20 protein-coding genes and 1 other annotated feature are annotated in these 21,766 nt (G+C 37.9%); of the genes, 2 read left to right on the plus strand and 18 right to left on the minus strand.

Annotated features, from left to right (window positions below):
- Positions 1-16 precede the first annotated feature (16 nt).
- Positions 17-2,545: a transglycosylase domain-containing protein gene (locus tag NPA36_RS01690; RefSeq protein ID WP_256944384.1), complete on the plus strand. Its 2,529-nt coding sequence runs from the start codon at positions 17-19 to the stop codon at positions 2,543-2,545.
- 40 nt (positions 2,546-2,585) lie between these two features.
- Here the strand turns inward: NPA36_RS01690 and NPA36_RS01695 are convergent, their stop codons facing one another.
- The 17 genes from NPA36_RS01695 to zapA all read right to left on the minus strand — a co-directional run bounded on the left by NPA36_RS01695 (position 2,586) and on the right by zapA (position 17,115).
- Entirely contained in the window at positions 2,586-4,685 is a 2,100-nt protein-coding gene (locus NPA36_RS01695) for a BglG family transcription antiterminator (RefSeq protein WP_256944385.1), read from the minus strand.
- A 30-nt stretch (positions 4,686-4,715) separates the two neighbouring features.
- The gene (locus NPA36_RS01700) at positions 4,716-5,345 is read right to left on the minus strand and encodes a beta/alpha barrel domain-containing protein (protein WP_256944386.1); all 630 of its coding nucleotides are present in this window, start codon (positions 5,343-5,345) and stop codon (positions 4,716-4,718) included.
- A 24-nt stretch (positions 5,346-5,369) separates the two neighbouring features.
- Positions 5,370-6,242, minus strand: a complete 873-nt coding sequence (dapA, locus tag NPA36_RS01705) for a 4-hydroxy-tetrahydrodipicolinate synthase (protein WP_256944387.1) — start codon at positions 6,240-6,242, stop codon at positions 5,370-5,372.
- Between the two features lie 17 nt (positions 6,243-6,259).
- Positions 6,260-6,856 carry an SIS domain-containing protein gene (locus NPA36_RS01710; protein ID WP_256944388.1) on the minus strand — a complete coding sequence of 199 codons (597 nt, stop codon included), beginning with the start codon at positions 6,854-6,856 and terminating at the stop codon, positions 6,260-6,262.
- An 87-nt stretch (positions 6,857-6,943) separates the two neighbouring features.
- Positions 6,944-8,215 (minus strand): PTS ascorbate transporter subunit IIC, encoded by a 1,272-nt coding sequence (locus NPA36_RS01715; RefSeq protein ID WP_256944389.1) that lies wholly within the window; start codon positions 8,213-8,215, stop codon positions 6,944-6,946.
- A 23-nt stretch (positions 8,216-8,238) separates the two neighbouring features.
- Positions 8,239-8,523 carry a PTS sugar transporter subunit IIB gene (locus NPA36_RS01720; protein ID WP_256944390.1) on the minus strand — a complete coding sequence of 95 codons (285 nt, stop codon included), beginning with the start codon at positions 8,521-8,523 and terminating at the stop codon, positions 8,239-8,241.
- On the minus strand, positions 8,524-8,988 hold the full coding sequence (locus NPA36_RS01725) for a PTS sugar transporter subunit IIA (RefSeq protein WP_256944391.1): 465 nt from the start codon (positions 8,986-8,988) through the stop codon (positions 8,524-8,526). It lies immediately after the preceding gene.
- 209 nt (positions 8,989-9,197) lie between these two features.
- Positions 9,198-10,439 carry a peptidase T gene (pepT, locus tag NPA36_RS01730; protein WP_256944392.1) on the minus strand — a complete coding sequence of 414 codons (1,242 nt, stop codon included), beginning with the start codon at positions 10,437-10,439 and terminating at the stop codon, positions 9,198-9,200.
- A gap of 170 nt (positions 10,440-10,609) precedes the next feature.
- Positions 10,610-10,828: a hypothetical protein gene (locus NPA36_RS01735; protein ID WP_256944393.1), complete on the minus strand. Its 219-nt coding sequence runs from the start codon at positions 10,826-10,828 to the stop codon at positions 10,610-10,612.
- A gap of 481 nt (positions 10,829-11,309) precedes the next feature.
- Positions 11,310-11,471 carry a hypothetical protein gene (locus tag NPA36_RS01740; protein ID WP_256944394.1) on the minus strand — a complete coding sequence of 54 codons (162 nt, stop codon included), beginning with the start codon at positions 11,469-11,471 and terminating at the stop codon, positions 11,310-11,312.
- 120 nt (positions 11,472-11,591) lie between these two features.
- Positions 11,592-11,864, minus strand: a complete 273-nt coding sequence (locus NPA36_RS01745) for a zeta toxin family protein (RefSeq protein ID WP_256944395.1) — start codon at positions 11,862-11,864, stop codon at positions 11,592-11,594.
- Between the two features lie 402 nt (positions 11,865-12,266).
- Positions 12,267-12,626: a 50S ribosomal protein L20 gene (gene rplT, locus NPA36_RS01750; RefSeq protein WP_256944396.1), complete on the minus strand. Its 360-nt coding sequence runs from the start codon at positions 12,624-12,626 to the stop codon at positions 12,267-12,269.
- Positions 12,627-12,687: 61 nt separating this feature from the next.
- On the minus strand, positions 12,688-12,888 hold the full coding sequence (rpmI, locus tag NPA36_RS01755) for a 50S ribosomal protein L35 (RefSeq protein ID WP_256944397.1): 201 nt from the start codon (positions 12,886-12,888) through the stop codon (positions 12,688-12,690).
- Positions 12,889-12,910: 22 nt separating this feature from the next.
- The gene (gene infC / locus NPA36_RS01760; protein ID WP_256944398.1) at positions 12,911-13,414 is read right to left on the minus strand and encodes a translation initiation factor IF-3; all 504 of its coding nucleotides are present in this window, start codon (positions 13,412-13,414) and stop codon (positions 12,911-12,913) included.
- A 45-nt stretch (positions 13,415-13,459) separates the two neighbouring features.
- Positions 13,460-13,584: a sequence feature (ribosomal protein L20 leader region), on the minus strand.
- A 97-nt stretch (positions 13,585-13,681) separates the two neighbouring features.
- Positions 13,682-16,045, minus strand: coding sequence for an endonuclease MutS2 (locus tag NPA36_RS01765; RefSeq protein WP_256944399.1), 2,364 nt, complete (start codon positions 16,043-16,045; stop codon positions 13,682-13,684).
- A gap of 62 nt (positions 16,046-16,107) precedes the next feature.
- Positions 16,108-16,740 carry a CvpA family protein gene (locus NPA36_RS01770; RefSeq protein ID WP_256944400.1) on the minus strand — a complete coding sequence of 211 codons (633 nt, stop codon included), beginning with the start codon at positions 16,738-16,740 and terminating at the stop codon, positions 16,108-16,110.
- Positions 16,741-16,752: 12 nt separating this feature from the next.
- Entirely contained in the window at positions 16,753-17,115 is a 363-nt protein-coding gene (gene zapA, locus NPA36_RS01775; protein WP_256944401.1) for a cell division protein ZapA, read from the minus strand.
- Positions 17,116-17,294: 179 nt separating this feature from the next.
- Between zapA and rnhC the strand changes: the two genes are divergently transcribed.
- Complete coding sequence (rnhC, locus tag NPA36_RS01780; RefSeq protein WP_256944402.1) at positions 17,295-18,236, plus strand: ribonuclease HIII; 942 nt, start codon at positions 17,295-17,297, stop codon at positions 18,234-18,236.
- A 1,115-nt stretch (positions 18,237-19,351) separates the two neighbouring features.
- On the opposite strand, the gene pheT is transcribed toward rnhC, so the two are convergent.
- On the minus strand, positions 19,352-21,766 hold the full coding sequence (pheT, locus tag NPA36_RS01785; protein WP_256944403.1) for a phenylalanine--tRNA ligase subunit beta: 2,415 nt from the start codon (positions 21,764-21,766) through the stop codon (positions 19,352-19,354).

The raw sequence follows: 21,766 nt of genomic DNA on the forward strand, positions 1-21,766 counted from the left end.
GAAAAGAGTTGACAGAATGCCTCAAACAAATCCAGATAAGCCGTTTTCACAATGGGAAGAATCTTGGAAGAAAATATGGAACAGTACAATCTTTCGCAACATCCGTTTTTCTTTCAATATTGTCTACTCTGTGATAAAGAACATCTTTCTTGTCTTACTGGCAACTGCCGTATTACTTGGTCTCTTTGGTGGTGGAATTGGATTAGGTTACTTTGCTAGCCTAACAGCACATGAAACCCCTTTGACCCAAGAGCAAATGAAAACCGCTATCAATAATCTGAACCTAGTTTCAACAGTTTATTATGCAGATGGCTCTAAAGTGTCTGATGTTCGTACCGATGAATTGCGAATTATCACAAGCCTAGACCAAATTTCACAATTTGCTAAAGATGGAATCATAGCTACTGAAGATGGTTATTTCTACGAGCATAACGGAGTCGTTCCAAAAGCTTTGGTTCGGGCCCTTTTACAAGAAATCTTAAGCTCATCTGATGGCGCAACTTCAGGTGGATCAACTTTGACTCAACAGTTGATTAAACAGCAGATTCTAACTAGCGAAGTTACCTTTAAACGGAAAGCCAATGAAATTCTTTATGCCTTACGTTTAGAAAAATATTTTACCAAGGATCAGATTCTTGAAGCCTACCTGAATGTGTCACCATTTGGTCGAAATCATAATGGGTTAAATATTTCAGGTATCGAAGAAGCAGCTCAAGGTGTATTTGGCGTTTCAGCTAAGGACTTAACCCTACCACAAGCAGCTTACCTAGTAGGGATGCCACAAAATCCGATCGTCTACACACCTTATACTAACCAAGCTACACTTAAGGAAGACGTAAGTGCTGGTATTGAACGTATGAAAACCGTCCTTTATAGTATGTACCGTGAAAATAAAATTAATCAAGCTAATTATGAAGCTGCACTAGCATACGATATTACCAAAGATTTCCTACCAGCAGAGGAAGCAACCAAGAGCACTCAATCTTATATTTATCAAGCCATTAATCGTGAAACCATTAAGATTATCATGACCAAAAATGCCAAAGAGAAAAATCTAAGCTACGACCAGTTAGTCGTCGACGAAGAACTCTTTGAACGCTATTATGATCAAGCGTCAATAGAATTAAGTACTGCTGGATACAAAGTACACTCTACCATTGACAAAGCCATTTATGATGCCATGCAGGAAACTGTTGCCATCCACGGTGAAGACATTGGACCAACCTACTATGATGATTATGTTGACGAAACAAGTGGAGAAACCAAACAAAACATAGAAATGGCGCAAAATGGTGCCGTCCTAATCGAAAACAGCACTGGTAAAGTACTGGGTTTCATCGCTGGACGTGATTTTTCATTGAACCAAGTTGACCATGCCTTTTCAACCCACCGTTCTCCAGGTTCAACCATTAAACCATTAGTGGTTTACGCTCCAGCCATTGAGAACAATATCCTTTATCCAGCCTCTATGGTAGCAGATACTAAGATTAGTCTGTTGCAACCAAATGGAACCTATTGGGAGCCAACCAACTATGGAAATATGATTTCGAACCGTTTAATGACGGCAAGACATGCCCTAACTTATTCTTACAACAATCCTACTATTAAAATCTTCCAAGCTATGCTTGATCAAGGAATTATCGCTGGGGAATATCTAGGCAAGATGGGGATTAAAGGCATCGATGAGTCTGAATATCGAAATGTTGCCTTATCTATTGGGGGGACTGTTACAGGACCTTCTGTTGCAGAACAAACTAGTGCTTTCACCACACTTGCTAATAAAGGCGTCCATCAAGAAGCCTACCTTATTGATCGGATTGAAGATCACCAAGGAAAAGTGATCTACCAACATGAACTGACCCCTACTCAGGTCTTCTCTGAAGCAACTGCCTATATGACAACAGATATTTTAAGAGATGTTATTACTAAAAGTACCTCCTATGCGATTCGCTCAAATCTTGTTTTCTCTACAGATGTAGCCGGTAAAACAGGTACCTCCGAATTTGAAATTGATAACTGGTTTGTTGGATACACTCCTGAGGTTACACTTGGGTCTTGGATTGGTTATGATAATGCCTATAACTCTAGTCATGCCATTATCGGTTCTGATGGCTATGGTCCTGCGACCACTAGAAGTATGCGAAACTGGACCCATATTATGAACAGTATCTACAATGCTAAATCCGAATTATTTACCGGAGCTAACTTCGTTGAACCAGATACCGTTTACCATGATAGCGTCGTAGCAGCTACGGGTACTAAGCCAGGTTCTGTAACAGGTCCAAGTGGTCAAAGTTTATCTATCGGAGGCGCAACTAGTACTGATTTGTTCAAAACAGACAACGGTCCTCGTGCTGCAACCTATAACTTCGTTGTAGGAGGCTCTTCATCTGACGTTGCCTTATACTGGAATGCTTATCTACAAGCTATTGAGGCGCAACGTAGAGCTGCTGAATCAGCAGCTAGAAGTAGTTCTGCTGCAAGTAGTTCAAGTGCAGCAAGCAGTTCTGCCTCATCATCAAGTTCATCAACAACTAACCCATAAATATAAAAAATCCAGTTCACAGATTTGTGGACTGGATTTTTTAACTGTTTGAGTACTTTTCCTCATAGATGGTCTTTTCATCTTCGAATTGTTTGATATAATTTAACACTAGTTTTGGATCTGTTGCATACGAAAGCATGTCAAAAAATTCCTGTTCTGATAAGATGTTTACCAGAGTTGATAAGGCATTCAAATGAGATTCTTTGTCTACCGCACTTAGGCAAAAAATATATTTTACAGGGTCATTTTCATAATGGTCAAATCGCACATAATTACTCAGTACGGTAATACCAATTCCAATTTTTTGAGCCCCATCCTCTATCCTAGCATGGGGTAAGGCAACATGTTTGGCTATCACCATATACGAACTGTTTTCCATATTTTTCAACATGGCATTTAAATAGTTTTCTGAAAATACACCGTCCGCTAATAATGGTTTAGCGGCTTTTTTAACAGCATCATACTTATCTGTTGCATTCACACCAAGTTGAATATAGTCTAGCTTTATTAGAGACTGTAGTCTTGGCTTAGTTTCATCTGTGATTCTATGATTCTTGTTGGAAATTAAGGTATGTACTATCTCCTCTTCCACTGAAGGTATCATCGAGGGGTCAATGTATTTTTCAACTATTTGCATGATCTTGGAAATATCTGGTAATTGTTTTTGTTCTTGCCTTTTCAATGCATTTACTCGTTGTACAATCTGGTATTTTTCTTTATTCGTCATTACAGGATTAACGATAAAAACAGGAATTTCTTTATTTCCGATATCAAAATTTGTAGTAGTAGAAAAAATAAGATCAATGTCATTAATGATATCATTCAATTGAATTCTTTCTACAGGATCTAAAAACTTTATTTTTGGAAATAAAGATTGAAGTTGGGAATACAACATAACAGATGTCCCAAGACCATTTGGACAAATGACGCTAGCAGTAAATTCATATTTATGGCTACTTTCAAAATTTGAAATCAAAGATGAAAAGTGCATCGTCAAATAGGCAACTTCATCATCGGGAATTGCTCCTTTAAAGATATATCGAAAATCTTTTAAGGTTTGACTGACTAATAAAAATAAATCAGAATATTCCGATTTTATTTGCTGTGTATAGGGATTAATAATTGGAATTCTAAAATTCAAACGATAATATGCTGACTTGAAATGCAGAAATATTTGTTTAATAACTGTTTCTCTATTTTCAAATGTAATCCCAGAAATTGCTTCAAAACGGTTTAATATTTCTTTGACCAATTCAATAATCTTTTCATTCGTTTCTGTCTGATTAGAAAAATCTCCAAGAGAAGCTCCTAGTAGCCAAGCAGTCACATATATCTGAAGCTCTTTATCATGGATACTATAGTCATCTAGAAGCATCTTGGTAAATTTCCACTCGTTACTATTTTCAAATTCTGTTTGTTCCATTCCCAACTTTAGGTGACTCCCATTAGAAGTCCTTCTTTCTTTAAGAAATATAAACAAATAAACAAACTCGATAAGACGATTTTCTACAAAATGAATCTGGCATTGATCAGCAACCATTCGGATCTTAGCGTAAGCCATATCAAAATCTGTGAGATGGTTGTCTAAAATAAATTTATCCAATAATCTAGTGTTTCCATCAATCGAAATACAATCGATTAATAATCTCATCAACATGGACCGAATAGCCGATTCATCTCCATCCAAACGATAACCATGCTTTCTAGTGTAAAAAAGAGATATGTCCTGTTTTTCTAGCTCTTCCTCTAGCAACTTAATATCTTTTGATAGTGTTGTTTTTCCAACTTGTAAATGCTCAATCATATGATTCATTGAGATATATTCTTGGTTTAAAAATAGAAGTAAGCACAAATAGTTAATTCGTTCATTGGTATTGAGTAAATATCGCTCTATACCACCTTGGTGTGTTTCATTGAGTAAATGTATTAATCTGATTTGCGTTTCAGGGTTCACACTTAAATGGTTATTTATAAAACGTATGGGATCCAATGAATTTTCTTTTAACCAGTCATTTATTTTTTCGAGGGCATATTCTACTTGCCTTTTAGATAGGTTAGATAATGAAATTAATTCATTTTTTGAAGCATAGGGGAATTTTATAATAGTATTGACTATTTGAATCAGACGTTCTTCTAGCAACTTATTCATCCTCCCTTCTACTTCTGTTATCTATTTTCGATACTGATCTCTAGCCTGACATAAGAATCTAGCATTTTCTTCAATTTCTTCCTTACTGCCTTTAGTAAGTAAGGAACCCACACCTATACAATCCACTTGATGAACAAACCATTCATGAACATTGTCTTTGGTCACCCCACCTGAAGATAAGATTGGCATGTTTGGTAGTGGTGTTTTCAAGACAGACACAAAACCTGGTCCAAAATAATTAGCCACTGGAAAAACTTTAACAAATGCCGCTCCATACTCAAGAGCCTCTACCATCTCCGAATATGTCGAACAGCCCGGCGCATAAGGAATCTGATATCGATTACACATGACTGCAACTTCTCTATTAAATGTCGGTGCAATAATAAATTTAGCCCCAGCCAAAATAGCAATTCTAGCTGTCTGACTATCCAGAACAGTTCCAGCACCGACTAAAATATTATCTCCAAATGTCTTATCCAAATAGGCAATTACCTGACTTGCGTTATTGTTGGTAAAGCTAATTTCTAAAACATCTACTCCACCATTTATACAAGCCGTTGCGATTTCCTCTGCCCGTTCATTCGTTTCTACACGGACAATTGCCATGATACCCGTCCTATAAATTCTATCAGTTATCTCTACTTTGTACATGCTTAACCTCCCTTGTCAAAATTCTCACTTTAAAAATTCTTTGATTTTATTACGAACATCTTCCTTTGGCGCTTGAACTGGTAAACGAGCTGGACCAACATCAATTCCAGATAACGTGACTGTCTCTTTTAAAATAGAAGGAATTGTGCCTAAACGTTGAAGCTTTCTAAAAGGTTCAATGGCTAATTGATTTTCTCTAGCAGTTTTTAGATCATTTAATAACCAGTATTTGTAAATATTAACCATAGTATCCGTCATAATGTTAGAAATAGCTGTTACTGAACCATCTCCCCCGGCTTCTAACAAATCTAACGCCAAGGAATCAGAACCAGCAAAGACCATAAAATCTGGTCGTTCCTCTTTTATTTTTAAATATGACCATAGATTTTCTTTATTGCCACTACTATCCTTAATCCCAATTACTTGTTCATTTTGACTTAATCTTTTCAGTGTATCAAATTCAATGTTAATACCTGTCCTACTAGGCATGTTGTATAACAGAATTGGAATGCTAATAGCTTTGGTAAGATTTTGATAATGCAGAAACAATTCTTCTTGTGTAGGAGGAATAAAATAAGGTGTAATAACAGAAAGGTACTTAGCGCCCACGCTTTCCATTTTTTGAGCCAGTTCAATAGTTAATTTTGTACTATTTTCACCTACCCCAACATAGAGATCAACTCGTTCATCTACTAAATCGATAACATATTTGGCAAAAGCAACTTTCTCTTCGTTACTAAGCATATGTGCCTCTCCATTAGTCCCTAAGATAAATAATCCATTAACCCCCTTCTCTATCAAATGGTTAACTAAAACCTTAGTTTTCGCAAAATCAATTTCATAATTACTGTCCATTGGTGTTACCATCGCAGTAATGATACCTTTACTTATCGACATGACGCTCACCTTTTTCTTTATAGTTTGGTTTCTCCAATCGCACCACCTGGATGCCATTGAATATAAGTCTTCATATCCAGTTTTTTCTTATCCTGTAAGACAATACTGAGTGATTGCAAGACTATTACTTCTGCAAGGATAGAATTTCTTGGTGGCTTATTCAGCTCATCTCCCTCTTTCGTAACACTTGCAACCAGTACAACGTCCGCTAGCTTTGCTAATTCGGATTGGTCATTTCCTGTTACAGCAATAATTTTTGCTCCATTCGTTTTTAAAGTTTTACAAGTATATAAAAGTTCTTTAGTAGTTCCACTATTTGAAATAGCAATAACAACGTCCCCTGCTTTTACCTGACCAGATGAACCATGAATGGCTTCCGTCGCATGCAACTCATAGGTTGGTGTTCCAGTTGACGAAAATAATGATGCAATATAGGCAGCCACATGTCCCGGTTTACCTACTCCCGTGATGTGAATGCGTCCATTGTGCTTCTCACATTCTAAAATTAAGTGAGCAGCACTTTCTAAATTGTCTTCCTTAATAGTTTCAAGAATATACTCCAACTCTTGATTGGTCGTATTTAAAAATGATTTTAATGCATTTTTATCGGTCATTTTTCTTTCACCTCAATTAATTTTATAAGAAGAAAGTCCTTATTTAATATCAGATACGATATGCCATAAGGACTTATTTATTATTGTTTATCCAAAGATTGAGCGAACAAATCCTAAGATCCAATTGAGCAACATACCAACAACATTATAGTCTACGTTAGGGAAAGTTGAGCCTTCAATACCCATGCCAGCATAGACTGGATACAACACTACTGGTAGGAAAGCAAGTAAAAGTCCAACTACGAACGAACCAACTACTGCTCCACGCCAACCACCTGTTGAATTTCCAAAGACCCCTGCTGTACCACCAGAGAAGAAGGCGATATGAGCCGCTGGTATGATAACGACTGGAAACTTCAAAGCTGCCATGATAAAGGTAGCAATTAGTCCAGCTGCATAAGAAGAAAGGAATCCAACAATAACAGCTGTAGGTGCAAATGGGAAGACTGTTGGAACATCTAATGCTGGTCGTGAATTTGGAATGAATTTTTCAGAAATTGAAACGAAAGCTGTAGTAATTTCTGCTAAGAACATTCGAACCCCTGTCATTAAGACTGACATGCCGGCTGTAAACGTAAAGGCTTGAATCATTGGGAATACTAACCAATGAGTACTTCCAGCTAACTCTTGTGTCACTTCTTTTCCTGCTGCTAATGCTGAAACATAGAAGAGAACCAACATAATAACAGCCATCCCCATTAAGAAATCTCTAAAGAAAGATAACCATTTAGGAAAATTAATATCCTCAGTTGTCTTATCTTGATGCTTAGAGAATAATTTTCCAATATAACCAGATAGTGCATACCCAATCATGTTAAAGTGCCCGATTGCGACATCATCACTTCCAGTTATTTTACGCATAAATGGTTGACACAATTGTGGTAAAGCTGCCGAGAAGAATCCGAGCAAGGTACCACCTAAGATGATGGTTATTGTATCTGTATAGCCATATGATTTAATAATTAAGGCTAAAACACAGGCAAAGAAGAGGCTGTGTCCACCAGTGAAGAAGATATTTTTTAACGGTGTGATTCTAGCAAAAACTAAGTTCATGATAAATCCTAAGATTAATACGGACGAAACGATAAAGCCATACTGGTCTTGAGCAAGAGCCGTCGCTGCCTCAGGAGAAGCTACCACTCCAGTAATATGAAATCCCGTTTGGAACAAGGTGTTGAATTTTTGTAGTGCTCCTGACATTGCACCAGCACCTAAGCCAAAGATGATAAATCCAATAATTGTTTTAAAGGTTCCAATCATAACCTCCGTCATGGTTTTTTTCTGAGCAATTAAACCAATAAAAGCTACTAACCCAAGTAAAATAGCTGGATTACTAAATAAACTAACGATAAATTCCATTATTATTTACCTTCCCATTCTTTTTATTTTTGATTTTCTAAAAATTCAGTCAACTTCGCTAAGATTTCCTTTTTATCCATAATATTTACAACCCCAATAACTGATTGTTTAACCCCTTTTTCTCTTAATTCATCTGCTACATCCACCAGAGTAATAATGAGTTGCCCAGGGAATCCTGGAACCCCATCAAGAGATGAATGCTCCACTTGAATGGGAAGATTATTTGTTGTGATAACATCTTGTACTTTAATTTTTAACATTAAACTTGATCCTACTCCTGCTCGACAGGCAACTAGTGCTTTATACATTTACTTATCCTCATTTCCTTTTATAATTTCTTCAATATACTTTAATACTTGTTCTTCATCTTTTGCAGAAGCCATAGTAGTTAAAAAGTCTTCTTGTTCCAATAGGACGATTAATTCTGCTAGCATTTCTAAATGGGAACTATTGTCCACAGCTGATATACAAAATAGAAACTTTACGGGATCATTTTCCAAACTACCAAACTCAACTGGTGTTTCTAAAGTTGTAATGCTTAACCCAATTGCTAAAGCACCATCTGTTACAGGTGCATGTGGCAAAGCAACATGTTTCGTAATCACAATATAGGGACCAATCTCATCTACAATCTCGATAATCTTATCTGTATACTTCTGTGTTATCTTCCCAGATATCTCTAATGGTTTGGCTGCAATCCGAATTGCTTGTCGCCAATCCTCCGCCCTTTGATTCAGTTGGATCATATCTACTGAAAGGAGTTCTCGTAACAAAATTTCACCTCCATGATGTCATTTCTTTCATTCGCGCGATGAATGATTTTCTTTCTAAACCTAGTGTAGAGTTAACCGGTTACATAATCAATCACTTTTGAGTTCATCTTTTGTAAGCACTATCTACAAATAGTGGGACTTACACTGTATTGGTAAATAAAAAAAGACCACCAATCAAACTATTGCTTTTTGATTAGTGGTCTCACTTATTAATTTTTTGATGCTGCTACAAGGCTGATAATCTCTAGTACCATATCTCGCGCTTTCTCCATACTTTCTAAACTAACAAACTCATATGGTCCGTGTAAATTTTCTGCTCCAGTAAAAAGATTAGGGGTTGGAATACCTTTATACGTAATAATACACCCATCAGTCCCACCTCTAAATGGTTCTACTTTTGGCTCTATAGCTAAGTTTTTATAGGCTTGTAGTGCAATGTCAACAGGTTGCATATCATTTCTTAGGATTTCATACATATTGTAGTATTCGTCATAAACACGGCAGTCAATTCTTGGGTAATCATAGGTTTGGTTTTGTTGGTTGACCAATTCTTGGAAATAAGTTTTTCTAGCTTCAAACGACTCTTTTGAATGGTCGCGAATAATATAGGTTGCCTCCACTTGATTGATATCACCACTTTGTTTGGAAATCATGAAAAATCCTTGGTAACCGCTAGTTTTCTCCGGAACTTGGTCTTGAGGTAATCTGGCAAAAAACTTAGCTGACTCTGCCAAGGCATTAACCATCATCCCCTTGGCCGTTCCCGGATGCACGCTGGTTCCCTTAAAGGTTAGTTGGGCTCTAGCTGCATTGAAGGTTTCGTATTCTATACGACCAACCGTTCCACTATCTAAGGTATAAGCAAACTTAGCTGGAAACTTTTCTGTTTTAAAACGGTGTGCGCCCAAACCAATCTCCTCATCTGGTCCAAAAGCAAAGAAAATATCGCCATGCTCAATAGCAGCATTTTCTATTAAATGGATACCAGCATGGATAATGGAAACCAAACCAGCCTTGTCATCAGCTCCTAACAAAGTTGTCCCATCCGTTGTAATCACTGTTTGATTAAGATAGTTCTTCAGATTAGGGAACTCTTTTACTGAAAGCACCATATTTTTTTCTTTATTTAGTAGAATGTCCTTCCCATCATAGTGAGGATGCACTATAGGGGTGATTCCTTCTGAATTGTAATCTGCCGTGTCCACATGAGCGATAAAACCAATCGGATCAACGACTTGCCCTTGTTTAAGATTACTAGATAGTTTAGCTCTAAGAAATGCATCTTCAGGATCATACGCCACTTCCTCAAAACCCAGTTCAATTAATTCCTTAGCTAGCATTTTCAAAAAATCTACCTGTCCTTGTGTAGTTGGGATAGTTTTGGACCTGATATCACTTCTTGTATTGATTTTTGCATATCGAATGAATCGTTCTAATAATGTTTCTTTCATTTTTTCACCTCTTGCTTATATTGTATCAAATTTGAAATGCGGAAAAATATTATTCAGGTTTTTATTTTGATTATTTATTTATGTTATCACTCAGTTCAAACAAAAAAGCCCACTCTATCGAGTAGGCTTTTCTCATTTATGATTAACCTTGTCTGGCTAATAAGTGTTTATTACTTGTCATAATATAGTCTAAACTCGTCTAATTCTTCAACCGTTAAATCCTTAAAACTTTTATCAGTTTTTTTAAGGTATTTGCTGAGGTTACCAAAATGGAATTCAGCTGGGGCTGGTTTTTCTCCCTGGGGCACACCTATAAATTGCTCAGTTCCATCCAAAGAAACTAAGCCTTCCCAAGTCAAGCTATTTAATTTATTTGAAGAATCTGTCATAAAGCAACTCCGCTCCTCTCTCAAAAATTGCCATTCTAAAACTACTTATTATTTCTTCATTAAGTACCCTAGCATAGTGCTTATTTAAACTATAACCCTTTGTGTCAAAAAATACAACTCCTTCATACCCTCGTTCCATGCTTTCTTTTGCTGCCTTCGCAAATAGCTTGGCTGCTATCCCATCGTACTTTTTTCCTGGTCCGCGTTCAATAAAGGCTACGTAGAAAGCCTTGGCGTGGAGTGTAGGGCTAACTATATTAAGCCAACCCCTTCAACGCATCATAGAAAAAGCCCACTCCATCGAGTAGGCTTTTCTCATTTATAATTATTTAGCTAAAGCTTCTTTAGCTTGGTCAAAGGAAAACAAGATACTATTTAATGTCAACGAAACTAAAGAAAGTTGGTTAAAAAATTGAGGCACTTAGGGGAGAATTTTAATTTATTGAACAGTATATGCATCTTCCCTCACTTCTATAGTATATCACTTATCCAGTCCCGCTATCTTCCGTTGCTTGCGATTTGCTTCTTCTGCCACATATTTTAGCACCATACGAAATTCTTTTCGAGAAGCATTTTTTTGAAAGGTTGCATAGTTTCTTTCGTATTTATCGGCAATTTTTAGCGCATCTTCTTTTTTAATCATTTAACTTCTCCTCCAATTCTTCCGCTGTATATTTATTTAAAATCACTAATCCAATGTTTTCGACACCGTCAATAATGTCTGAAATAACATTTTGATAATCCTTCATTACAACAACTAACTCTACGCTATGAGTGAGAAACCTTTTTGGAATTTATCTGAATTATGACCATTATAGCCTGGGAAACAGGAATGGAAAACATCCGCATCAATAATAACAACATTCTTAAATATTTCTGCTAGACCCATCGCAACCTCTGTTTTACCTGCACCAGGACTTCCTGCCATAAATACGGCGATCTTCTTTCCTGGTTCTTCTGGTGTGACCCCTTCGACTAATCGCTCTAAAAATTGTTTTTTATTTTCTTTCGCAAATTCTATCGACTGATCTTCCATAGTTTCACATCCTAACCATTCTTTTATCATTATACTATATTCTGAGAAAGATATATATACAGGGACACCATTGACATGGGGCTGGGCAAAAAGTCCAAATGGTAACCAAATAAAAGAGTTCCCCAGAAATTTATTCGAAATAACGGTGTAAAGCATAGCTGACGCACAGTGGATGTTTCGGCTTCATCCGATTTACAGCCACGTAGACAGCTAAGCCAGTGAGACCTTGGCTCACGGCGGTGCCACCGTTCCCGTTTCGAATAAATTTCTGGGGAACTCTTTTATGATTTAGAATTTTTTTATTTTATTACAGACTTTTTGCCCAGCCCCATTATGGGAAGTGTTTCTATAAGAAACATCAAAAAAAGCCCACTCCATCGAGTAGGCTTTTCTCATTTATAATTATTTAGCTAAAGCTTCTTTAGCTTGGTCAGCAATTTTTGCAAATGCGTCTGCATCTGTAACTGCTAAGTCAGCTAACATCTTACGGTTCATTTCGATACCTGCAAGGTTTAAGCCGTGCATTAATTTGCTGTAGCTTAATCCGTTGATACGAGCTGCCGCGTTGATACGTGTGATCCATAATTTACGGAAATCACGTTTCTTTTGACGACGGTCACGGTAAGCGTACATGTATGATTTCATGACTGCTTGTTTAGCTGTTTTAAATAATTTTGATTTTGCTCCATAGTAACCTTTTGCTAATTTTAACGTACGGTTACGACGGCGACGGGTAACGGTTCCACCTTTAACACGTGGCATAGTAAATTCCTCCTTGGTAGTTCAGTCTCTTGCGACTGCTATAAAATAGTGCTTGCTTTGTTTAGCGCATTTGGCTTAGTTGTTGTCTGATACGTTTGATGTCTGAAGCGCTAACCATTGTTTGTTTACGCAAGTGACGACGTTGTTTCTTAGTTTTTCCATGGAATCTATGGCTTGTAAAAGCTTGAGAACGTTTTAATCCTCCGCCACCAGTACGTTTGAAACGTTTTGCTGAACCACGGTGTGTTTTTTGTTTTGGCATGAGTCTTTCCTCCTGTTACTTTTTACTTTTCAGATTTTGGTGCTAACATCAAGAACATACTACGTCCATCCATCTTAGGCTTTTGCTCAACTGTCGCAACTTCTGCTAAGTTTTCTGCCAGACGCTCTAAAACTTTTTGTCCGATTTCTTTATGAGTAATCGCACGACCTTTGAAACGAATAGATGCTTTCACTTTATCGCCTTTTTCAAGGAATTTTTGTGCTGCTCTAAATTTTGTATTAAAGTCGTTCTCATCAATTGTAGGACTTAGACGTACTTCTTTGATATTGATGACTTTTTGATTTTTACGAGCTTCACGTTCTTTTTTCTGTTGTTCAAAGCGATATTTACCATAGTCCATAATTCGAGCAACTGGTGGTTTTGCATTCGGTGAGACAAGTACTAAGTCTTGGCCTGCTTGTTCAGCAATACGAAGTGCATCTTGTTTCGTTTGAACACCTAATTGTTCGCCATTGTTATCAATGACCCGCAACTCACGAGCTCGAATTCCATCATTAACCATCATATCTTTTGCTATGATTGTTCACCTCCAAATTATTTGAGAGAAAAAAGCAATAAAAAACAACGGCAGTATTTGCATACCCCGCTGTAAATGTTTTAAATAAATGAACATTTCTCTATTAGCCCAAGGACAAAATCAACTTAGGCGAGAAGCGGGTGCTTCTGCTTGTTTTCTCAACTCATAAATCATATATCATCTAGCTCCAGAAGTCAACTGGTTTTTTTCAAAAAATCAGTTGACAGCCATTTTGAGCTAGATAAAACTTTAATTCTACTTAAATAGGACAATCGTCGCTCCTGTACCACCTGTGTTCATAGGCGCATATTCGAAGCTAGCCACTGAACGGTGATTCTTCAAGGCCTTATGCACCCCTTGTTGTAGAGCACCAGTGCCTTTACCATGAATAATGGTCACTCGTGGATAGCCTGCTAGAATAGCTGCATCCAAATATTGATCTAATTCTTTTAAGGCATTTTCGTAACGTTGCCCCCTTAAATCTAATTCTGACGAGACATGACTAGCATTGGCAGATCTTAGAATGACTTGGGATTTCCGATTCTTGTCCTTATCATCTTCTAGAGGAACTAGCTCATCTACGCTCATCTTCATTTTGATAATCCCCATCTGAACTACCCATTCTTTGGGTGAAACTTCTTCCACAAGAACACCCTTTTGTCCAAATGACGTAACATCTACCGTTTGCCCTACTTTTAAGGATTTCTTGACTTTCTCGCGTTTGAGGACCTTGTTTTTGGACAAGCTTCGTTCATGTTTTAGTTGCGACAGATTAGCTCTTTGTTCAATCATCTCATGTTCTTTAATCAAATTGGCTTGTCCTTTTAACTGCAAGTCCCTGATATTAGACAAGATGGCTTCTGCTTCAACCTGAGTCTTTTCAAGCAAATCATTAGCTTTTTCTTTAGCAGAATCAATCAGACGCTCCTTATTGGTTTGGTAGGCAGCATACTCTTTTTGCAGATTATCCAACAAGATTTGGCTGGCTTCTAGATTATCTTGCAATTCAATCGATTCTCTTTCAACTAGTCTTCTCTTTTGTTCTAAATCAGAAATCATTTCGTTCAAATCTTGGCTTTCTAGCGAAATGAAGCTGCGAGCCTGCTCAATAACTTGGTCTGGTAAGCCCAGACGACTTGAGATATCGAAGGCATTAGATCGTCCTGGAATTCCTAACAATAAGCGATAGGTTGGCTGTAAGGAATCACTATCAAACTCCATGCTAGCATTGATGGTTCCTGGTCGATTGTAGCCATATGCTTTTAGTTCAGGGTAGTGAGTCGTCGCTACAACAAAGCTATTTTTAGAACCAATGTAGTCCAGAATAGCAATAGCCAAAGAAGCTCCCTCTTGTGGGTCAGTTCCTGAACCAATCTCATCTAACAAGACTAAACTTTTGTCATCGATTTGGTCTAAAATATGAACAATGGTTGTCATATGCGATGAAAACGTGGAAAGGTTTTGTTCAATGGATTGTTCGTCACCGATATCAGCAAAAATTTCGTTAAAAATGCCGACCTGACTATTTTCATTAGCCGGGATATATAGACCAGCTTGAGCCATTAATTGTATCATTCCTAAGGTTTTCAGCTGGATGGTCTTCCCACCCGTGTTTGGTCCTGTAATCACGATTGCTTGGTACTCTTGACCAATAAGAATATCATTAGCCACTACTCGATCTGGGTCAATTAAAGGGTGTCTCCCCTGCCAGATAGCAATATGATTGTCCAGATTCACTCTCGGTCTTGTTGCTTTCAAATGGTGGGCATAAATAGCTTTTGCATTTATCAAATCGAACAAACCTAATAGGTAATGGTTCTCACGTAAATCTTCCGTATATGGTACTAGCTCCATAGATAATTCATAAAGAATGCGTTCCACTTCCGCTTTTTCTTGACTTTGAAGTTCCTTAAGTTTGTTGTTTAAGGTTACGACAGCTTGTGGCTCCATAAACAGTGTTTGGCCAGTTGAACTCTGGTCATGCACTATTCCTCCGAAAACATTGCGGTATTCAGCTTTGACAGGCACAACATAACGGTCATTACGAATAGTGATCAAATTGTCAGAAAGATAATTGGCTGATTTCCCACTGAGATAAGACTCTAATTGGCTTCTGACGGCTTGTTCAGCTCGGCTAATGCCTTGACGAATAGCTTTGAGCGCTGGTGATGCATCATCCAAAACTCGCCCATCTTCTGAAATGGAATCTTGCAAGGTTCTAGTAATTTCTGGCAAATGAACAATTTTATCCGCCAATGGATAGAGCCGTTTAAGATCAAGCTCTTCTTCCCTAACTTTATCAAAAAATTGACTGACTTGTTTGCTTGTCGTTAGGGTTCTTAAAATACCACTTAATTCCTGACCGTTTAGCACTGCCTCTAACTCAAGTCGTTTAATGGCCATAGATATATCTTTCAAGCGTGGAATGGGAATGCCATTTTTTAAACGATAAAGTTCTACCCCATCTCCGGTTTCATCTAAGGACTCTTGTATTTTTTGCGGCTGATTCATAACAGCAATGGTTTGCGCCATTTGTTTGCCTAGGTCTGTTGAGGCATAGCCAGCTAGACTTTGGCGAATTTTATGAAATTCGATAATTTTTTCTATTTTTGGATTCATATTTTCCCTCTTTTATTTAAAAATAGGCCTAGACTGAACTGTCTAAGACCCATTTCTTTTCTTTATTGATTCGTGGATTCTGTACTTGCGCTGCTTTCTGTTGCAGGTGATGATGTAGCAGCTTCACTACTTGCATTGTCAGCAGTGCTTGGCGTCGTAGACTCTAACCACATTTTGGTGACTTGTTTCGTTAAAACAGGTGTTTTATCAACAATCACATAGGCCAAAGAATTGTTAGCAAAAACATCTTGGGCTTGTTGGAAAGGAATCATGGTTAGGATGCTAAGTAGGAAAAAGATCCCCACATAGTTTAGCACGAAACCAAGAATAGCTCCTCCTAATGAATTAAATTGTTTCAGCACCGGTAAATAGCTTAATTCCGTTAGTAGGTAGCCAATAATTCGTGTCACTAACCAGCCGATAAATAATATCCCTACGAAAGAGATACCTCTGTAAAAAGCTTTATCCAAAGTTAAAGCTTGGATTTGGTCAAATAAGACAAATTGGGTTCCTGGTGTGAAGGAAGGATAAGGAACATACATTTCAATGTGTCCTGCAACGATTTGGTAGTAACGAATTGCTAAATAAAAGCTAATACCATAGCCTAAAAGGTAGACCAATTGTAAAATTAATCCTCGTCTGGCACCAGAATAGATACCCACTATAAGTGCAATAATAATGATATACGTAGCCATGAAAGACCTCCCTTATAAAAATGTTTCTTCTTGTTTAAATTGCTGATTGAGTTGCTTTTTTCTATCTTGAGCAATGCTAGTTCGGCGATTGATAGATTGCTTTTCCAATTTTGCAAGCTGTCTACGCACATCAGCCAACTCTTCTTGCGTTTGAATTAACTCACTTTGTTTATCTAATTGGTCTGAGATCGCATTGACACAAAGGAGGACAGTTTTTTCTTGAAGCGTCAGACTCGGACTAATCTTTTGCAATTGTTGCAGCTGTTCATTTATCAAGGTTTCTACTGTTTTCATGTGCTGGTCAGATTTAGTCCCCACAATTGTATATGTTTTTCCAGCAATAGTTGCTCGAAACCGTCTTTTTGCTTGCGCCATTCTTATCCCCACCTTCATCTCATCTACACATCAGATAGCCTATACACACGTATCATTAGTATTTTATCATGAAACGCTAATAATTACACCTTTTATTCGTTTTCAAGCTCTTTTTACAATGAGACTGTAGCAAAAGAGGAAAATATGGTAAAATGGTGATTCATCAGGAGGTAGTAGATATGGCAACTAAAGTATATCAATTAACAGCAAATCAAATAAAAGACCTACAACATAAATACCAATCTTATCTAGTCAAAACGCCACCCTACGCAGTCTTTCAGGCTAAATTATCTAAGACTACCTTAACTGCCTACCAATCTGGTAAGGTAGTCGTTCAAGGTCAAGATATTGAGGAAATCAACTTGCAACTTTCCAAGCTTGGTACAAGTATAGAAAAAAAGCCAACCCCAAATACCCAAAAAACAAACGGGCTTCCAGCAGGATTTGCTTCATGGAGCGTTGTGGGTAGCGATGAGGTTGGTACTGGTAGCTATTTTGGTCCGCTTACCGTTTGTGCTGCTTATGTATCATCCGACCAAATTAGTATTTTAAAAGAACTGGGTGTTAAAGACTCAAAAAGTTTAAGTGATAAGGAAATTCAAGCCTTAGCCAAACAATTAAAAGAACTAATCCCTTATAAATTATTGGTTCTCTGGCCTGAAAAGTACAATCAAGTGCAAACTAGTCATAATCAAAATGCTATCAAAGCTAAACTACACAATCAAGCTCTGGCTCTATTGACTAGTCAACTTCAAGAGAGCAACCCAGAATTAGCCATCGATGCTTACCTCATTGACCAATTTGCCACTCCAAAATCCTACTTTTCTTATCTAAAAGGCACATCAACCATTATTCAAGATAAGGTTTACTTTATAACTAAAGGAGAAAGTCATCATCTAGCTGTGGCAGCAGCATCCATCATCGCCCGTGACGCTTTCTTACAAGGCTTAGATAGCCTAAGCAAAGACTTATCTATCATTCTCCCTTCCGGAGCAGGAGCCAACGTCGATATAGTTGCTTCAGAAGTCTTAAAATTCGGTGGGATGGACTTATTGAAGAAAGTCGCTAAAGTTCATTTTGCGAATACCGAAAAAGCAGTGGCAATAATTCAGAACAGCTAAGAGTAAAGAAACGTAATCATCTATGGAATCACGCTACTCCATGTATTTAAAAAACTGACTAGAACAAAAGAAGTACTTAAACTTCAATCTGTCTTAGTCAGTTTTTTTATTTTTTGAAAGCTTGTCTAGCAGTAAAAAACAAGTCTCCAGCTCCTTCTCTCAGGAATAACGGTTCAAAGCACATCTGTACATAGCACAATAGCTGTTTGAGGACTCAAATCACTAATGAGTGGAACGAATTATGAGAAAATATATCTAATTTAATCTATTTACTGGGAATAGAGCACTTCTACTCCCAGTAAGTCACTGGATTTGGGTAGTTTTTCTCATAATCCATAATAACGGTAGGATATATTGCTATTTTTTATGGATTATCGGTCAAATTATGAGAAAGTGTACCTAATTTGAACCATTTACTGGGAATAGAGCACTTCTACTCCCAGTAAATCACTGGATTTAGCCAGTTTTTCTCATAATCTGTAATAACAGTAGGATATATTGCTATTTTTTTGGATTATCGGTCGAATTATGAGAAAGTGTACCTAATTTGAACCATTTACTGGGAATAGAACACCTCTACTCCCAGTAAATCACTGGATTTAGCCAGTTTTTCTCATAATCCATAATAACGGTAGGATATATTGCTATTTTTTGCGGATTATCGGTCAAATTATGAGAAAGTGTACCTGATTTGAACCATTTACTGGGAATAGAGTACTTCTACTCCCAGTAAATCACTGGAATTGAACTAGTTTTCTCATAATTCGTTAGTTACTGGGCAATAAGTCCGTGAAAAGTAATATCTATCTCTAAACTACAAAAGAGTTTCCAAGATCTATATCAGAGATCAAAATAAAGTGGAATCGAGGTTGGACATAAACTCCAGATACTAGCTAAATAAAAGAGTTCCACAGAAATCTATCCGGAATAATGATGACAAACATAGCTGCCTATGTGGCTGTTTCGGCTTCAGCCGATGACAACCACGTAAGCAGCTATGCCGGGAGATCTCGGCTCACGGTGGTGCCACCGCTATTATTTCTCATAAATTTATCAGGAGACTCGCTTATTTCAACAAGAAACTCAATCTTTTTCAGCAGCTATTGTACTTTCACCTAACGAATACTTACCCCTTCAAGCTTCAATAAGCCCTTAGTAACAGCATCCATGGCGTGATTAATCTCTTCTTCCAACAAGGTTGCTTGTGGGTTCAAGAAATCCAATGAATAGGCCAATGACTTAAAGCCAGGCTCTACACCTTGACCTTGGTAGAGGTCGAACAATTTGACTTCTTGTAAGAAATCTCCAGCTTCTTGTTTGATAATCTCTTCAATGCTAGCATTGCTAACCTCTTGAGGCAACAAAATAGCAATATCACGAGACATGCCCGGGAATTTAGGGACAGAGTGGATTTCTTTTTCTTTCATATACTCAGCTAATAAAGGTTCCAACTTCAACTCAAAGATAAAGGTAGCTTTCAAATCCAATTCCTTTTGCAAGCTAGGATGAACTTGTCCAAGAATACCAATCACTTGGTCATTTAAATAAATCAAAGCTGCTTGTTCGGGATGGAGTTGAGCAATAGCATCTGTGGCTTGGAAACGAACAGCATCCAAACAACCAATTTTCCCTAGATAGGTTTCTAATACCCCTTTCACGGTAAAGAAATCTACTGAACTAGCGGGATTTTGCCATGAGGCAGGAATCCATTGACCAGTAACTGCTCCTGCAATGACATCTTCTTCAAGATAGTCGTTATGCGCAATTTCTTGGAAGACACGACCAATTTCAAACAAGGCAATATCTTGTTGTGAGCGAGCCACATTGTATTGCACGGCCTCCAAAAGACTAGAAACAAGAGATTGACGTAAGACACTTCTTTCCGCACTCATTGGTAAGTCTAAGGCGATACTAGAATTATCTTCTAAGGTGAACCATTTGGCACGGTTCTGTGTGGTTAGTGCATAAGTGTAAGCCTGTGAAAGTCCAGCTCCTTGAAGAAAATGGCGTGTCCAACGAATGAAACTTTGTTTAGGGTTCAAGCCACCTTTCGTACTTTCAGTAGTTGGCAACGTTCTTGGGAGACGATCATAACCATAAATACGCCCCACTTCTTCCACCAAATCTGCCTCGATATGGATATCCCATCGTCTAGCTGGTACATGTACCGTATAATTTCCATCTTCTAAGTCAACATCAAAACCAAGTTGGTCAAAAATACGACTAACCGCTTCTTGAGACAGGTCTGTTCCTAAAACATGGTTAATTCTTTGCAATTTAATAGAAACATCTTTCGCTTTAGCATCAGTTGTTTGAACAGAAGCAGTGCCTTCTACAACCGTTCCACCAGAAAGCTCCGCAATCAGTTGCGCTGCTCGTTTCCCAGCCTGTACGATAGTCGCCTTATTAATTCCTTTTTCAAATCGACTGCTTGAATCACTTCTCAGGTTATGGGCTTGAGAAGCTTGGCGAACTCTGATTGGATGAAACAAAGCAAATTCTAAGGCGACATTTTTGGTTGTAGTGGTAATTTCTGAATCAAGTCCACCCATGACACCTGCTAGAGCGATTGGTTGGCTGCCATTCGTAATGACAATTTCATCGGTTAATGTGCGTTCAACATCGTCCAAAGTAGCCAACACTTCGCCTTCTTTAGCAGTTCGCACTAAAATCGTTTTAGAACCTAATTTGTCGTAATCAAAAGCATGAAGTGGTTGACCATATTCCAATAAGACATAGTTAGTCACATCAACCACATTGTTAATTGGTCGAATTCCTGAAGCAATCAGACGAGCTTGCATCCAGGTTGGGCTTGGTTTGATGGTCACGTCCTTTATAATCTGAATATGGTAGTCTGGTACATCGTCAGTATTTTCAACGGATACACTAATCCAATCCTCTAAGACAGAACCACCTGTTCTTTCATTGCGGTCCGCATCCAAATTATGGTCTAAACCATAGATAGAGCTAATCTCATGAACCGCTCCACGAACACTTAAAGCATCCGAACGATTTGCAGTTAAGTCCATCTCAACAATCGCTGAATCTAAGGTCAGTGCATGCAAAGCATCTGCCCCAACCTCAATGGCATCGTCTTTGAAAACATAGATGCCTTCTTCGTAATCTTTTGGTGTTAATGAACTTGGAATACCCAATTCTTGTAGTGAACAAATCATGCCTTGGGACTCTATACCACGTAATTTGCCACGTTTGATCTTATGCCCACCAGCGATTCTTGCCCCATGTAGAGCAACAATGACTTTTTGCCCTTTAGCGATATTTGGAGCACCACAAACGATTTGCAGTAGTTCTTCACTAGCAACGTCAACCATAGCAATGTGTAGGTGATCAGAGTCAGGATGATCACTCACTTCAGTCACCAAACCTACTACAATCTTGTCCATTCCTTGAGCAGGAACCGTCACGCTATCAACTTCTATCCCCGTCCGTGACATTTTTTCTCCTAATTCATCAGGAGTGATATGTGATAAATCAATGAATTCATTTAACCATTCATAAGAGAGTTTCAT

Source organism: Granulicatella seriolae (assembly GCF_024543085.1).
GTDB classification, from domain to species: domain Bacteria; phylum Bacillota; class Bacilli; order Lactobacillales; family Aerococcaceae; genus Granulicatella; species Granulicatella seriolae.

What these genes read in the sequence shown, in the direction of transcription:
- NPA36_RS01690 (WP_256944384.1), top strand. Translation starts at nt 17, where the DNA reads ATGCCTCAAACAAATCCAGATAAGCCGTTTTCACAATGGGAAGAATCT.
- NPA36_RS01700 (WP_256944386.1), bottom strand. Translation starts at nt 5,345, where the DNA reads ATGTACAAAGTAGAGATAACTGATAGAATTTATAGGACGGGTATCATG.
- dapA (WP_256944387.1), bottom strand. Translation starts at nt 6,242, where the DNA reads ATGTCGATAAGTAAAGGTATCATTACTGCGATGGTAACACCAATGGAC.
- NPA36_RS01710 (WP_256944388.1), bottom strand. Translation starts at nt 6,856, where the DNA reads ATGACCGATAAAAATGCATTAAAATCATTTTTAAATACGACCAATCAA.
- NPA36_RS01715 (WP_256944389.1), bottom strand. Translation starts at nt 8,215, where the DNA reads ATGGAATTTATCGTTAGTTTATTTAGTAATCCAGCTATTTTACTTGGG.
- NPA36_RS01720 (WP_256944390.1), bottom strand. Translation starts at nt 8,523, where the DNA reads ATGTATAAAGCACTAGTTGCCTGTCGAGCAGGAGTAGGATCAAGTTTA.
- pepT (WP_256944392.1), bottom strand. Translation starts at nt 10,439, where the DNA reads ATGAAAGAAACATTATTAGAACGATTCATTCGATATGCAAAAATCAAT.
- NPA36_RS01735 (WP_256944393.1), bottom strand. Translation starts at nt 10,828, where the DNA reads ATGACAGATTCTTCAAATAAATTAAATAGCTTGACTTGGGAAGGCTTA.
- NPA36_RS01740 (WP_256944394.1), bottom strand. Translation starts at nt 11,471, where the DNA reads ATGATTAAAAAAGAAGATGCGCTAAAAATTGCCGATAAATACGAAAGA.
- NPA36_RS01745 (WP_256944395.1), bottom strand. Translation starts at nt 11,864, where the DNA reads ATGGAAGATCAGTCGATAGAATTTGCGAAAGAAAATAAAAAACAATTT.
- rplT (WP_256944396.1), bottom strand. Translation starts at nt 12,626, where the DNA reads ATGCCACGTGTTAAAGGTGGAACCGTTACCCGTCGCCGTCGTAACCGT.
- rpmI (WP_256944397.1), bottom strand. Translation starts at nt 12,888, where the DNA reads ATGCCAAAACAAAAAACACACCGTGGTTCAGCAAAACGTTTCAAACGT.
- infC (WP_256944398.1), bottom strand. Translation starts at nt 13,414, where the DNA reads ATGATGGTTAATGATGGAATTCGAGCTCGTGAGTTGCGGGTCATTGAT.
- NPA36_RS01765 (WP_256944399.1), bottom strand. Translation starts at nt 16,045, where the DNA reads ATGAATCCAAAAATAGAAAAAATTATCGAATTTCATAAAATTCGCCAA.
- NPA36_RS01770 (WP_256944400.1), bottom strand. Translation starts at nt 16,740, where the DNA reads ATGGCTACGTATATCATTATTATTGCACTTATAGTGGGTATCTATTCT.
- zapA (WP_256944401.1), bottom strand. Translation starts at nt 17,115, where the DNA reads ATGGCGCAAGCAAAAAGACGGTTTCGAGCAACTATTGCTGGAAAAACA.
- rnhC (WP_256944402.1), top strand. Translation starts at nt 17,295, where the DNA reads ATGGCAACTAAAGTATATCAATTAACAGCAAATCAAATAAAAGACCTA.
- pheT (WP_256944403.1), bottom strand. Translation starts at nt 21,766, where the DNA reads ATGAAACTCTCTTATGAATGGTTAAATGAATTCATTGATTTATCACAT.